The sequence below is a fragment of the Streptomyces sp. MNU76 genome (assembly GCF_020982545.1).
Lineage (GTDB): Bacteria > Actinomycetota > Actinomycetes > Streptomycetales > Streptomycetaceae > Streptomyces.
In genome coordinates this window covers 260,103-273,308 of record NZ_JAJKLK010000029.1, presented here as the reverse complement: position 1 = coordinate 273,308, position 13,206 = coordinate 260,103, and the positions used below count along the sequence as shown (strand labels likewise).

General features: G+C 69.3%; 15 protein-coding genes and 2 pseudogenes. 10 read left to right on the top strand and 7 right to left on the bottom strand.

What is annotated here, in order from left to right; genetic code table 11:
• Nucleotides 1–436, bottom strand: a 436-nt coding sequence (locus E4N62_RS43635) for an IS110 family transposase (RefSeq protein ID WP_230223757.1), incomplete at its 3' end; no start/stop codon positions are given.
• 856 nt (nucleotides 437–1,292) lie between these two features.
• Here E4N62_RS43635 and E4N62_RS43625 point away from each other — a divergent pair.
• The 3 genes from E4N62_RS43625 (at nucleotide 1,293) to E4N62_RS43615 (ending at nucleotide 3,506) form a co-directional block, all read left to right on the top strand.
• On the top strand, nucleotides 1,293–1,526 hold the full coding sequence (locus tag E4N62_RS43625) for a hypothetical protein (RefSeq protein WP_230223756.1): 234 nt from the start codon (nucleotides 1,293–1,295) through the stop codon (nucleotides 1,524–1,526).
• Nucleotides 1,527–2,237: 711 nt separating this feature from the next.
• A complete protein-coding gene (locus tag E4N62_RS43620) occupies nucleotides 2,238–2,477 on the top strand; it encodes a hypothetical protein (protein WP_230223755.1) in 240 nt (79 codons plus the stop codon).
• A gap of 147 nt (nucleotides 2,478–2,624) precedes the next feature.
• Nucleotides 2,625–3,506 (top strand): group II intron maturase-specific domain-containing protein, encoded by an 882-nt coding sequence (locus E4N62_RS43615; protein ID WP_230223754.1) that lies wholly within the window; start codon nucleotides 2,625–2,627, stop codon nucleotides 3,504–3,506.
• Between the two features lie 224 nt (nucleotides 3,507–3,730).
• On the opposite strand, the pseudogene E4N62_RS43610 reads toward E4N62_RS43615, so the two are convergent.
• Nucleotides 3,731–4,268 (bottom strand): annotated as a pseudogene (locus E4N62_RS43610) (hypothetical protein).
• Nucleotides 4,269–4,417: 149 nt separating this feature from the next.
• On the opposite strand from E4N62_RS43610, the pseudogene E4N62_RS49070 reads away from it, so the two are divergent.
• A pseudogene (locus E4N62_RS49070) lies at nucleotides 4,418–4,486 on the top strand (hypothetical protein); the annotation flags it as partial.
• A 229-nt stretch (nucleotides 4,487–4,715) separates the two neighbouring features.
• Here E4N62_RS49070 and E4N62_RS43600 read toward each other — a convergent pair.
• The gene (locus E4N62_RS43600; protein WP_230223751.1) at nucleotides 4,716–5,123 is read right to left on the bottom strand and encodes a RidA family protein; all 408 of its coding nucleotides are present in this window, start codon (nucleotides 5,121–5,123) and stop codon (nucleotides 4,716–4,718) included.
• 145 nt (nucleotides 5,124–5,268) lie between these two features.
• Between E4N62_RS43600 and E4N62_RS43595 the strand changes: the two genes are divergently transcribed.
• On the top strand, nucleotides 5,269–5,646 hold the full coding sequence (locus tag E4N62_RS43595; RefSeq protein ID WP_230223749.1) for a helix-turn-helix domain-containing protein: 378 nt from the start codon (nucleotides 5,269–5,271) through the stop codon (nucleotides 5,644–5,646).
• A 62-nt stretch (nucleotides 5,647–5,708) separates the two neighbouring features.
• On the opposite strand, the gene E4N62_RS43590 is transcribed toward E4N62_RS43595, so the two are convergent.
• Nucleotides 5,709–6,389 (bottom strand): TetR/AcrR family transcriptional regulator, encoded by a 681-nt coding sequence (locus tag E4N62_RS43590; protein ID WP_230223747.1) that lies wholly within the window; start codon nucleotides 6,387–6,389, stop codon nucleotides 5,709–5,711.
• A gap of 122 nt (nucleotides 6,390–6,511) precedes the next feature.
• Between E4N62_RS43590 and E4N62_RS43585 the strand changes: the two genes are divergently transcribed.
• From E4N62_RS43585 to E4N62_RS43575, 3 genes are all read left to right on the top strand, one after another.
• Nucleotides 6,512–7,477, top strand: coding sequence for an NAD(P)-dependent alcohol dehydrogenase (locus tag E4N62_RS43585; protein WP_230223773.1), 966 nt, complete (start codon nucleotides 6,512–6,514; stop codon nucleotides 7,475–7,477).
• A 171-nt stretch (nucleotides 7,478–7,648) separates the two neighbouring features.
• Entirely contained in the window at nucleotides 7,649–8,410 is a 762-nt protein-coding gene (locus tag E4N62_RS43580; protein ID WP_230223744.1) for a GNAT family N-acetyltransferase, read from the top strand.
• Nucleotides 8,411–8,461: 51 nt separating this feature from the next.
• Complete coding sequence (locus E4N62_RS43575; RefSeq protein ID WP_230223742.1) at nucleotides 8,462–8,896, top strand: hypothetical protein; 435 nt, start codon at nucleotides 8,462–8,464, stop codon at nucleotides 8,894–8,896.
• A 107-nt stretch (nucleotides 8,897–9,003) separates the two neighbouring features.
• Here E4N62_RS43575 and E4N62_RS48425 read toward each other — a convergent pair whose 3' ends face one another.
• From E4N62_RS48425 to E4N62_RS43565, 3 genes are all read right to left on the bottom strand, one after another.
• Nucleotides 9,004–9,132, bottom strand: a complete 129-nt coding sequence (locus tag E4N62_RS48425) for a hypothetical protein (protein WP_268270492.1) — start codon at nucleotides 9,130–9,132, stop codon at nucleotides 9,004–9,006.
• Nucleotides 9,133–9,207: 75 nt separating this feature from the next.
• On the bottom strand, nucleotides 9,208–9,546 hold the full coding sequence (locus E4N62_RS43570) for a co-chaperone YbbN (RefSeq protein WP_230223739.1): 339 nt from the start codon (nucleotides 9,544–9,546) through the stop codon (nucleotides 9,208–9,210).
• Between the two features lie 99 nt (nucleotides 9,547–9,645).
• Entirely contained in the window at nucleotides 9,646–10,785 is a 1,140-nt protein-coding gene (locus E4N62_RS43565; RefSeq protein ID WP_230223736.1) for a helix-turn-helix domain-containing protein, read from the bottom strand.
• Between the two features lie 87 nt (nucleotides 10,786–10,872).
• Between E4N62_RS43565 and E4N62_RS43560 the strand changes: the two genes are divergently transcribed.
• Both E4N62_RS43560 and E4N62_RS43555 read left to right on the top strand, forming a co-directional pair.
• Nucleotides 10,873–11,928, top strand: a complete 1,056-nt coding sequence (locus tag E4N62_RS43560; protein WP_230223734.1) for a ferredoxin reductase — start codon at nucleotides 10,873–10,875, stop codon at nucleotides 11,926–11,928.
• Nucleotides 11,929–11,935: 7 nt separating this feature from the next.
• Nucleotides 11,936–13,054, top strand: coding sequence for an acyl-CoA desaturase (locus E4N62_RS43555; RefSeq protein ID WP_230223733.1), 1,119 nt, complete (start codon nucleotides 11,936–11,938; stop codon nucleotides 13,052–13,054).
• The last annotated feature ends 152 nt before the right edge of the window (nucleotides 13,055–13,206 follow it).

Sequence of the window (13,206 nt, the reverse complement as noted above, 5' to 3'; positions counted from 1 at the left end):
TTGGCGATCTGTTGTCGGTTCCACAGCGCGTCCTGCTGGCGCGGGCCAGGACGGCGATAGCGCGTCCGGAGTCGCCCGGCAGCGGCCGGTGGGCGTGCATGTCGGTGCGCAGGATGTTCGCGAGCACGAGTGCGTCGCCGGGGTCGGACTTCTTGCGGGAGACGGAGTGCCGGTCGCGGTAGGGCGGCGGCCAGCGGGTTGATCGCGAACACCTTGCGTTTGCCGGTTCGCAGCACGGCAACCAGCAGCGGGAGGTCTCGATCGCCACGGGGATCGGGTTCTCCTCGGTGTCGCCGTGCTCGGCGAGCAGGTCCAGCAGCAGTTTGTAGCCGGCCGCGTCGTCGGTGATGTGCCGCTTGGCCACCAGCGCCCCGGCATCGTTTACCAGGGCGACGTCGTGGGTTCGTTCCGCCCAGTCGATTCCGCAGTAGATCAAGGTTGTCCCTCCCCGATGTGCAGGTGTTTGCGCTGGTGACGAGCGCATGCGGGCCACGCGAGCGACCTAATCCCAGGCATCAACCGTCCTGCGGATGTGCCTCCACCTCACTAGCCGTTCGTGGCACCAGTGCACCCCACGGGCCTCGGTCTGCGCGGGAGCTCGGACGGCTCGGGCGTATCAAGAGGTCACCGTGCGGCAGGCTCGCACCACCAACACCAACGAGTGATCAAGAATCGGTGTTGACGCTCGACGGCCCTGGACGGCGCCGCTCTGGCTGGAGGCATCAAGGCCCAGACCGCACAGGCGTCCGTCCAGTGCCGACGAGCACCAGCGCCCGTCGACGGTGGTGGCGGCCCCGCTGCACCGCATGTCGCCGCTCTGCCTTGAGGCATCACACGCCAGGGCCTCTTGGGGCATCCATACGGCGCCCACGCGACCGCCACCACCATGAGCACCAGGACCGCGCACGCTGTCTAAAGCGAGGCGTTGCCCGCCCGGCAGCCACGAGGTGTCACGGTCCGGCACTCGAACATCCCGGGGAGCCAACTTCCTCGGAACGCCCTTAGCAACGGATTAGGGCCTCTTGGTAGCTCGGGGTTGCGAAGCCGACCGAGATCCAGGAGACCCTGTTGCCGCAGTTGTACGCGCTCGCGCCGGTGGAGTTCAACTCGGCTGCACCGACGTGTGATTGGAGCCGAGTGCGGGTGTGATCGATTCAGTCGGTCAAGGCGGACGTCGCCGTCGGTGCGGACAGCCGTGGCTTCGACGGCGGGAAGCTGGTCAACGGGCGCAAGCGGCACGTCGTGGTCGACACGCTCGGCCTGCTGGGTGATGGTCACCGCAGCGGACACCGGTGATCGCGCCGCCGCGCAGGTCCTGCTGCGGCAAGTCGCCGACGCCCACCACCAGTTGGAGCTGGTCTGGGCCGACGGCGGCTACACCGGCGGCCTCGTCGAGTACTGCCTGGCCACGTTCGCTGGTCCTGGCGATCGTCAAGCGCAGCGACGACATGCGCGGCTTCGTGGTGCTGCCCAAGCGGTGGATCGTCGAGCGGGTGCGCCGTGAGGCGCTTGTCGAGTGGAGGTGAAAGACCTGCACCAACCTGCTGTCGCAGCAGTGGGGTTGAAGCTGAGGGCAGCCTGATCCGGGAGGTGCCGGGGAGGGCGGGAAGCAGCCCTGACAAAGCCGGGGCGGGGCCAGGACCGTCAGATGGCCGTGTGCCCGGCGAGCATGACGGAGAGGTGTACGAGAGGAACCGGTGTGTGAAGCCTCGTAACGAATTCCCACCAGCTCGAACCTGACGGATCTGGGCTGGGTGCGGTGCGCGTCTGCCATCTGCTCGGGCAGGCGACTTGCGCGAGGTCTCGCCGCCGCCGCAAGGCCACGGTGAAGGACTGCGGCGTAGCCGTGGCGATGCCGCCGGGTATAGCCGGGCGCCTCCTCCGACAAGCGATCACAAGTGAACACGGGAACCGTCCCGGTCCGCCGCGGCCGCGCATCCGGCGCGGACATCCGGGCTGGGTCCGTCGGCCGAACGGCATGGGGCGGAGCCGCCGTAGTAGTCGAGAGCGCGGAAAGCCGCGTACATGGCGAAGGGCGGCAGCAGGTAACGAGTGGAAGGGACTGCAATGCCCGAAGACGCCGGAGGAGACTCCGGCCGTGCAGCGCGACGTGCCGGTGGTGCGGCCGCTGCAGGTACCGGAGATGCAGACCAAGCTGCACCGCTGGGCGGCGGCCGATCCCGGCTGCCGCTTCGATGATCTGTACCACCTGGTATGCGACCGCAGGTTCCTCGCACGTGCGTGGGACCGGGTCGCCGCAACACGGTGCCCGCACCGCCGGCGTGGACCGGGCCACGGCCCGCACCATCGCCGAGCAGGTGGGCGTGGAGGTGTTCCTGGACCAGCTGCGCGAGCAGCTTCGGCAGCGGACGTTCCGCCCGCTGCCGGTACGCGAGCGGATGATCCCCAAGCACGGCGGGAAACTGAGGAGTCTCGGCATCCCGACCGTGGCCGACCGCGTAGTCAGGCGACGCTGAAACTGGTGCTGGAACCCATCTTTGAGGCTGACTTCACGCCGGTCTCCTACGGGTTCCGCCCCAACCGGAGGGCGCACGACGCGATCGCCGAGATCCACTTCTGGGGCACCCAAGGCTACCGCCAGGTCTGGACGCGGACATCGAGGCGTGCTTCGACTCGATCGACCACGGCCCTCATGGACCGGGTGCGTTCCCGAGTCAGGACAAGCGCGTGCTCGCCCTGGTCAAGGCGTTCCTGAAGGCCGGAATCCTGCGGGAGACCGGGACAATGGAGCCATCCGAGACCGGCACCCGCAAGGCGGATCCTCTCCGCTGCTGGCCAACATCGCGCTGTCCGCGCTCGATGAGCACGTGATGGGGCCGTGGAAGCCAGGCGGGACGATGTCCAGCGACTCGCGACGCTTCACGCGGGTGGCCAAGAACCTGCCGAACTGGCGGATCGTGCGCTACGCGGACGACTTCGTCGTGCTCGTCAGGGGCGAACGCCACCACGTCGAGGCGCTGAGAACGGAGATCGGCGAGGTCCTGGCCCCGCTCGGACTGCACCTGTCGAAGTCCAAGACGCGCGTGGTGCACATGGCCGACGGGTTCGACTTCCTCGGCTTCCACATCAAGTGGATGCGCAAACGGGGAACGGACAAGCACTACGTCTACACCTTCATCGCGGACAAGCCAGTCCGTGAACTGAGGCGGAAGATCCGGGCGCTGACCCACCGGAGGTCACAGGTCCCCTTCGCCGCCGTGCTGTCGAGGATCAACCAGATCCTTCGCGGCTGGGCCAACTACTTCAAGCACGCCGTCGCCAAGCACACGTTCAACACCTTGCGGTCGTTCGTGTGGTGGCGGGTGGTCAACATGATCACGTATCGGCGGCGCATGACGTGGTCGGCCCTGCGCCGACAGTTCAAGGGCCCCTCGGGCTGGCGGCAGATTGCCCTGGACGGAGTCATGTTGTTCAACATCGCCGCGGTGACGGTCACCCGCTACCGCTGGCGCGGCTTGAACATCCCGACACCGTGGACCGCATAGATCATCGAGCCAACGGCAGGAACCTGTGGAGAGCCGGATGCGGTGAGAGTCGCACGTCCGGTTCGGTGAGCGGCCCGGGGAAACGGAGTCGGAGAAATCCGACCACCGCGTCCCGGGCCGACTCTCCTTCTTCGCCCACCTGATGCGCACCCGCCGCCTGGCACGCGACTTCGAACGCCGCACCACCAGCGCCGAGGCGATGGTCTGCTGGTCGATGACCCTGCTCATGACGCGCCGCCTTGCCCGGCCGGGCCCTGGGCGAGGGTGAACCGGCCCGGCTGCCGCTCTGCCAGCCAGCCCCGCGCGACCAGGCGTTTCGCCTTCGACCGCAGCGCCTCCACCTTCGCCGGCACCGCGTCCAGGCCGAACGCCACGGCCATCTCCTGGCAGGTCAGCGGCCCTTGATGGAGCCGATGCCGGTCCGCGAGGGACTGAAGGATGCGCTGATAGTCCACCGACACAGCACCGACCAGGCCAGTCCCTCACGCCACACCGGCACCTGCGACTTCACCTTCGCCGCCTGGCCGGGCGCCGAACACGCGTCCGCGTCCCGTGGGCCGGAGGCGGCTTCCTCATCGGCGATGCTGCCGCCGTCCGGATCCAGGACCGTGCCTACTCGCCTGCGGGCGATCACCCACTCCTGCCATTCCTGCTCGGCCGCGGCCAGTTCGGCCTGGATGCGATCGGCTCCTCACGCAACCCGTCGACCCGACGGCGAGCAGCGAGCTCGTGCTCTTCCAGCAGTCCGACGACCGACGGCATCCACAACCTCCCGGGGAGCGACGACACAACACGCCACCACTCCCACCGAATCACCGGCCCTATGCCTGACCAGCTAAAACACCGACCTCAGATTCGGAACGACAACAGCCACTTATGCCGCACCGGCCCGGGCCAAGGATCTCAGCGGCCTGCCCCGCGCCTACCTCGGCACCGGCTCGGTCGAGACGTTCCGCCACGAGATCCTGGCCTACGCCGGCCGCCCGTCCGAGGCGGGCGTGAGCGTCGACCTGCACATGTGGGGCGGCGGCTTCCACAGGTGCGACGGCCTCGCGCCCCACGCGGCGGTCTCACGAACCTCCGAGCCGCGACCCGCGACGACTTCATCCGGCGGGCCCTCGAGGACTGAGCGGCCCCGACCCGGCGCGGACCGGACCCATTCCGACCGTTCCGAGGAGCGATGGCGGCCCGCGAGGTGCAGGAACTCCTTCAGTTCAGGATCGCGGTGGCTTCGATCTCCACCAGGTGGTCGGGGATGTCCAACGCCGCAACGCCCAGCAGCGTGGCCGGCGGGGCCGGGGTCACGCCCAGCTTCGCGGATGCGCGACCGATCCCCTCCAGGAGCTGGGGCATCTTGTCGGGGGTCCAGTCGACGACGTGGACGTTCAGTTTCGCCACATCGTCGAAGGAACCGCCGACCTCGGCCAAGGCGGTGGCGATGTTGAGATAACACTGCTCCACCTGGGCGGCGAGATCGCCCTCGCCCACCGTGGCCCCTTCGGCGTCCCAGGCGACCTGCCCGGCGATGAACACCAGTTTCGTCCCCGTCGCGACCGCCACCTGCCGGTAGACGTCGATCTTGGGCAATCCGTCGGGGTTCACCAGTGTGATGGCCATGTTGTCTGCCTCCTCGTCAAGGGAGCCCGTGGGCTCGCTGCCACCGGACCAAGGGCGCCTCGGTCTCTTGTGGTTACTCAGGCACCGTAGGAGAGTGGCTGCTGACGTGGAAGTACGCACTTTTCAGTGACTGGAGAACCTCACGGTGACCAAGCAGTTCACGGGCTCGCCCGACGAAGCGGATCTTCGACGCGCGGACTCTCTGGCACGGGAGATCTTTTCGGACGTTGCCAACAAATGGGCACTTTTGATCATCGAGGCCCTGGGGGAGCACACCCTGCGCTTCGGCGAGCTGCGGAACGAGATCGAGGGCATCAGCCACAAGATGCTCACCCAGAACCTGCGCATGCTCGAGCGCAACGGTCTGGTCGAACGGACGGTGCACCCCGTCGTGCCGCCCAGGGTCGAGTACGCCCTCACCGAGCCGGGCCAGGCCCTTCGGGTGACGATCGACGGACTGTGCGACTGGACCCACCGATACCTCGGCCACATCGAGACCTCCCGCCACCGCTTCGACGCCTGAGGCGGACAGCTGCGTCGCCTGAAAGAGCGTGCGGGCGGCGCGGCAGGCGGCGCCGCTTCGCGTCAGGCTCTGGTGGGGTGCTGTGCCTTGGAGCCGTCGGCCGCGAGCGGAAGGCTGCGCAGTGACAGTGCGCTCGGCGCCGGCAGCGCTCCGTGGGCCGCCTCGGCGCGGAACGACTGGAGCAAGTACGCCACCAGACGCCGGGACGCCACACGGTCGCCCGGCAGCGCGGTGACCAGACCGCAGTGGGCCAGCAGGGCCACGGCGATGTCGGAGGGGTGGAAGTCGGCTCGCAGCGCGCCCGCCGCCTGTGCCCTGCGGACCAGGGTCATGAAGTCCCGCTCGGCCTGCTCCCGTTCGCGCGCGTGTTCTCGTGTGCTGTCCGGAAAGGCAGTGACGAACGCGGCCGGGAAGCCCCGTTCTTCCCGTTGCAGTTCGCAGACCGTCTCGACCAGCCGCTGGAATCCCTGCCACGGATCGGGGTCGGCCAGGGCGTCGGTGAGCGCCCGAGAGCAGGTGTCCATCTGGTGCGCGAACGTGGCCCGTACCAGTGCGTCCCGCGTCGGGAACCGCCGGTACAGCGTCGCCACGCCGACCCCCGCCCGTCGGGCCACGGTCGCCATGGGTGCGTCGATGCCGTGCTCGGCAAAGACCAGGCGGGCGGCCGAGAGGATGCGCCGCCGGTTGCGCCGGGCGTCCGCCCGCAGACTGTCCTGCCCCGCGATCCGAGAGGATTCCCCCACCGCTGTCTCTCACCTCCGGTCAAGTGGACGACCTCGTCCACTTGTCAGCCTACGCTCGGCGCCACGATCCCCCGGACCGGCCACTGGTGGCGAAGGCGAGAGCGAAGGTGAGAGCGAAGACGATGGACGACCGCACGATGAAAGCCGTACTGTTCGACCGCTTCGGCGGCCCCGAGGTGCTGTATGTGGGCCGGGTCCCACGTCCCGGGCCGGCACCTGGCGAAGTCCTCGTGCGCGTGCGCGCGTTCAGCGTCAACGGCGGTGAGCTGGCTGCCCGTTCCGGAAGGGCCCGCCTCATCACGGGCCGGAAGTTCCCCCAGCGCGTCGGGCTGGACTTCACTGGTGCAATCGCCGAACTCGGCTCCGGCGCCACCGGCGTGGCGGTCGGCGACCAGGTGTGGGGTGTCCTGGGCCGCACCTCCGGATTCGGCAGCGCCGCCCAGTACGTGACCGTACGGCCCGAGCGGCTCGGTCGGGTCCCGGACGGGCTGGACCTGGTGGCCGCCGCCGCGCTGCCGGTGGCCACCACCGCCGTCACGGCGCTGCGGGACAAGGCCGCACTGAGCCCCGGCGAACGGCTGCTCGTACGGGGCGGGGCAGGCGGCGTCGGCAACGCCGCCGTCCAGCTCGGACAGGCGTACGGCGCCGAGGTCACGGCCCTGGCCCGCGCTGCCAACCTCGACTTCGTCCGTACACTCGGTGCGCACCACGCCGCCGACCACCGGACGGTGTCCCCTGCGGAACTCGGACTGTTCGACGTGGTCCTCGACACGGCGGGCACCGACCTGCGTACCGTACGGCGGATGCTGAAACCCGGCGGACGCATGGTCACCATCGCCGTCGACCTGACGCGACCCGCCGCCTCGCTGGGCTACATCGCGGTCAGCGCTGTCCACGGACGCGGCCGAGTGCGCTTCTTCAGCGGCAACCCCGGACGCGCCCACCTCGACGACCTCGCCCGCCATGTGACGGAGGGAAAACTGCGGCCGGCGGTGGACACGGTCTTCCCGCTGGAGGAGACGGCGGCGGCACACCGGGCCCTGGAGGCGGGCGGGGTGCGGGGCAAGTACGTGGTCCAGGTCGACTAGGGCTTGTCGGGAAGGCGCTGGTCACAGCCACTCGTCGAGGACAGCGGCCAAGCGGTCGGCCGCTCCCGGCAGCGCCCGGGAGCACGGCGCTTTCTCTCGTCAGGGTAGCTTGGGCCGCACACGGCCGGTACGTGCGGCCGGGCACACCAGGACCGATACAACGGGGGTTCCATGATTCGGTCGCCTCTACGACGTCGCCGTGCGGCCTGGAGCCTCCCGGTCCCGGACGCCTGCGCCCCGGGCCGGCACGCTCTGGCCACCCCGCACCTACTGATCTACACCCCGGTGCCCCAGCTCGACGCGTTGGCGGCCCTCGCCGCGAGCGCGGACCCCGATGCCCAGCGCTGGCATGGGAACCAGACGGACCAGCTCGTACCGGACCCCGACACCAGACATGCCCTACTGGGCATGGGCCCCGCCGGCGCCATCCCCCGCTGGTTCACCAAGGCCAACCCCAACCTGGCCGAACCCTTCACACCCAGCCCCGAGACGTTCGAATTCATGGTCTGCGTACACCGCCAGAGCGGCCGCTACGCCGGCCACCTCGAACTCCACCCCGACAGGAACGAGCTCGGCGGCACCCTCGCCCCCGACCACCGAGGCCAGGGCCTCGGCGCCGAACTTTTCCTGGCAGGCGCGGAGTTGGCCCACCGCGTCCACGTGTACGAGACCTTGAGTACGCCGCCGCCTCGCCCTCTCTCGGTCGATCATGAGGCAGCCGGGTCACCGACCACCCGATCGCAAGCCAACCGGGTCGTGGACGTGCTGTCGGACCGCACCTCCGAAACGTCGCGGCCCGAAACCTCCTGCAACGAGATCAAGTCGCTCACTCGAAGCGTCCCCGCCTCCAGAACCTCCGCGTGCCCGCCGAGGCACGACAGCCGGCCCAGGCCGAACACCGGACGCCGTGGTCGCGGGCAACCGCGGGCATGATGCCAGGGTCCGGCGGCAGTTCGTGTGGACTGGGCCCGGGTGATGTCGTACATGACGATCGTGGTGACCGCCCTGATGAGCCGGTCGACGTCGGCTGCGCTGACGAGGAAACCGCCGCTGCCGCACATGCCGATGGGCGCCGATGCGTTCGCGGTCGACGAAGGGCCGGGTGCCGAGGTAGTCGACGGCCACGTGCAAGTCCTCGACGACCAGGTCCGGGGAGAGATGTGGCGCGGCGCTCACCCGGAGAGTGTGCTCGTGGCCGCTCATGCCCATCAGTTCCGGGTGCCGGCCGGCGGCAGCGTAGTAGTCACGCATGGCGTCCGGCAGGCGGATTCCCAAGCGATCCTCGGCAGCGGTGACTTCGGCATCTGTGCATCCGTCGTTCGGGGTCCAGCTGCCGAACGCGGTCGACATGAGTTCCTGAAGCAACTCTTTGATCATGGCAGGCCCCAAGCCGATGGGATCATCACTCACCGCGAGTGAGCGTTCCGTCCGCAATGATCATAAGTTGACTCCTCACGGCCTCTGTGACTTGTCCCGCAATGATCACGTAGGAGGGCGTCGCAGCTGGTTGTCGACGGGCTGCGGAGTCAGTCCAGGCCGGTCGCCCATGCCGTCAGCGTGGCGAAGTCGTCGATGGCAAGGCCGCGTCGCGGGTCGATCCGGCGCAGTAGGGCGGAACCGTCGTGGTGTTGCTTCACCCCTTCGGCAGTCCCCATCGGCCGACGTCGCTCGGTGGCCTCACCGCCGGCTTCGGCAAGCGGGCGACCGGTTCCATGCGACGCAGCGGCCGCTCAGAGGTGGTCGTCCAGCAGTTGCCGTATCTCGGCGGTGGACATGGGCCCCGTGCCATGGGCCACCACCTCTCCCTCCTTCAGCAGGACGCAGGACGGGGCTCCGGTGATTCCGAATCGCTCGGTCGCGGCCGGACAACGCGTGATGTCGGCGCGGACGACCGTCAGGCAGCCCGCGCGGTCGTCGGCGACGGCCCCCACGACGAGGTCCATCACCCGGCAGGGCTCGATCGTCTTGGGCCATGTCCCGGTGAAGTAGGCGAGAACCGGAACTCCGCTCTTCCCGAGGATGAAATCGAACTCCGCGTCCTCACGGGGGCGGTGGACCCGCATCGTCATGGAAGCTCCTGACCTCACGTTCCGTTGTTCCGTCCCCATCATCCCTCGCGCGGGGTGCCGGGCCGGGGCGCATCGTCCACCGGATCCGGCCGAGCCGTGTCAGCCGGCCCGCAGACCGACCGCCAGCGTCAGTTCGAGGACCCGGTCCGGCGATGCGAGGTCCGGAAACAGCTCCCGCAGCTGGGACATGCGGTAGCGGACGGTCTGGGGATGGACGAACAGCGCCGCCGCGACCTCGTCCCGCCTGCCCTGGTGCAGCAGCCACGCCCGCAACGTCTCCTCCAGCCGCCGTGCGGTCGCGGCAGGCAAGGCCCGCAGCGGGGCGAGGGCTCGGGCGCGCAGGTCCGCGAACGCGTCCGCGTCGGCGCTCAGCACCAGCTCGGGCAGGTGGTCCTCGGTGTCGCGAATGTCAGCGGAGAGGGAGCGCGCGCGTACGGCTCGCGCGTACGAGGCCGAAGCGCGCGCCCACGGCCGGGCCGGGCCGACCACGGCGCTGCGGTCGGTCAGCTGCCGCAGGAGATGTGATCGGTCGGCGTCGGGGACGAGCAGCACGCCGGTGGCGTCCGGCAGATCGTCGAGGACGAGGGTGTTCGGGTCGAGCACGCGGTACGCGGGCCGGGCCTGGGCGGCGGGCAGCAGGACCGCGGTCAGCGAAACCGGAGGCTGCCACCCGGCCCGTTGCGCAGAGGCCATCAGTACGTCCGAGCTCGCGTCGGCGAGGATGTCGCGGGCCAGGTGTTCCAGGTGGCGCTCGTGGGCCCTGCCCCGGGCGGCCAGTTCGTCGGCGTGGCCGGCGGCGCTCGCGGCGGAGAGCTCGTCGATGTAGGCGAAGGTCAGCTCGGCGAACTTGGCGACCTCGGCAGCGGGCAGACCGGCGGGGACGGCACCCGCTGCCAGGCATCGCCAGGCCACGCGGGCGCCGACGCGGTAGGCGCTGAGCAGCGCGTCCATCGAACGGCCGTCGCGGACCTCGCCGCGGCCCAGCTCGTAGGCCGCGTCCCCGGCGTCGCCGCCCGTGGCGTTCCCGCTCGCGAGGTCCAGGTAGTGCCCCAGGGCGGTTCGGACGGCGCGGCGGATCGTGGCGCCCATGTGGCCCGACAGGGCGCCCGCGTAGGGAGGGACCTCGTCGATGATCGCCTGGACGACCTCGTCGGCAGTGGTCCTCAGCGCGGCCCGAAGTGCGGTGACCGTCGTCTCGTCCAGGGCCAGCTCGCTGACCCTACGGATCGCATGACTCACGTTTCTATTCCTTGCGAACAATTCAGCCGACCAGATTCACATCCTGCGGTCAGGACTTTACGCCTTGAGGCACAGCAAGCTGGACTCATGACGAGTACAGCCCTCCGCAGCAGGGCGTGGAAACTGCTGGAGATGGTCACGACGCCGCTGCTGCCGTCGGACTACCTCGACCTGGTCAGCCCGCTGCGTGCGGGCGCCGACCTGCGAGGGCGCATCGAGGCCGTGCACCCCGAGACGGGTGACGCCGCGACGGTCGTGATCAGACCGGGACGGGGCTGGCGCGGTCACACGGCCGGCCAGTACGTGCGGATCGGCGTCGACGTCGACGGGGTGCGCCTGTGGCGTGCCTACTCGGTGACGTCGCCGACGAACAGCCAGGACGGCCGCGTCACGATCACCGTGAAGGCGATCCCGGACGGCAAGGTCAGCAACCACCTGGTCCGCAGGGCGAAGCCGGGCACGCTGATCCAGCTCGACCAGGCGACCGGTGACTTCGTGCTGCCGCGGGCCAAGCCCGCCAAGGTGCTCTACCTGACGGCCGGCAGCGGCATCACGCCGGTGATGGGCATGCTGCGCGACACCGAGTTCGACGACGTCGTCATGGTCCACAGCGCGCCGCGGCCGCAGGACGTGATCTTCCGCGACGAGCTGCATGCCCTGGTCGCGGACCAGAAGCTGCGGCTCACCGAGGTGCACACCGACACCGACGGCATGCTCGACATCGCCCGTCTCGACGAACTCGTACCCGACTGGGCCGAGCGCGAGACCTGGGCCTGCGGGCCCGCGGGCCTGCTCGACGCCGCCGAAAAGCACTGGGCCGAGCACGGCGTGCACGAGCGCCTGCACACCGAACGCTTCCGCCCCGGCATCGTCGTCGCCGGCGAAGGCGGGGAGGTCACGTTCAGCGGCACCGGCAAGACCGTCGACGCGGACGGCGCCACGCCGCTTCTTGACGTCGGCGAGGAGGCCGGCGTGCTCATGCCCTCCGGGTGCCGCATGGGCATCTGCTTCGGCTGCGTCACGCCGCTCAGGGCGGGCGCCGTCCGCGACCTACGCACCGGCGAGATCACCGAGGCCGAGCCGGGCGTCCTCATCCAGACCTGTGTGTCCGCCGCCGCGGGCCCCTGCGACATCGAACGGTAGGAGCGCCTTGACCGCCATCGACCCCACCGCCCATCTGACCGCGGAGCAGATCGAGGAGCTCGGCCGCGAGCTGGACGCGATCCGCGACGAGGTGATCGCGAGCCGCGGCGAGAAGGACGCCGCCTACATCCGCAAGGTCATCTCGGCGCAGCGCAAGCTGGAGCTGGTCAGCCGGGGTGTGCTGCTGTTCTCGTTCTTCCCGCCCGCATGGATCATCGGCACCGCGGGTCTGTCCGTGGCCAAGATCATGGACAACATGGAGATCGGCCACAACATCCTGCACGGCCAGTGGGACTGGATGCGGGACCCCAAGATCCACTCCACCACCTGGGAATGGGATCACGTCTCGCCGGCCGGCCAGTGGAAGCACTCGCACAACGAGCTGCACCACACGTACACCAACGTGATCGGCAAGGACAACGACCTCGGCTACGGCATCATGCGTGTCGACGAGGACCAGAGGTGGCACCCGTTCCACCTCGGCCAGCCGCTGTGGAACTTCATCAACGCCTGCTTCTTCGAGTACGGCATCGCCGCGTACGACCTGGAGCTCGGCAAGAACCTGCACAAGCGCCGCCGCAACAACCCGGAGTTCCGCGCGCGGGCCAGGGCCGTGGGCCGCAAGATCCGCAAGCAGGTGCTCAAGGACTACGTGATCCACCCGCTGCTGTCGGGCCCGTCGTTCCTCACCACGCTCGCCGCCACGTTCACCGCGAACCTGGTCCGCAACATCTGGTCCCACTCGGTGATCATGTGCGGACACTTCCCCGAGGGTGTGCAGGTCTTCGAGCGCCGGTCGATCAAGGGCGAGACGCGCGGCCAGTGGTACCTGCGCCAGATGATGGGCTCAGCGAACATCAGCGGCAGCAAGGCCATGCACTTCATGTCCGGCAACCTGTCGCACCAGATCGAGCACCACCTGTTCCCCGACCTGCCGAGCAACCGGTACGCCGAGGTCGCGGTGAAGGTGCGCGCGCTGTTCGAGAAGTACGAGCTGGAGTACGTCACCGGACCGCTGCCCAAGCAGGTGTTCTCGGCGTGGCGCAAGGTGGTCCGGCTCTCGCTGCCGAACAAGAAGCCCAAGGTCAAGACTCCGGACCGCGAACAGGAGCTCCTCGCGGCCTGATCCCGGTACGTGCGGTCGGCACCGGAGGCTTCGGTGATCCGGCACAGCGCGGCATCCGGCTGCACTGCTGCCCGGAAGTGCGCCAGGAGCACGGCAACAGCCCGGCAAGCCGGCCCAGTGAGGTGTCGAGGCGCGCCGATTTCACGGCGACG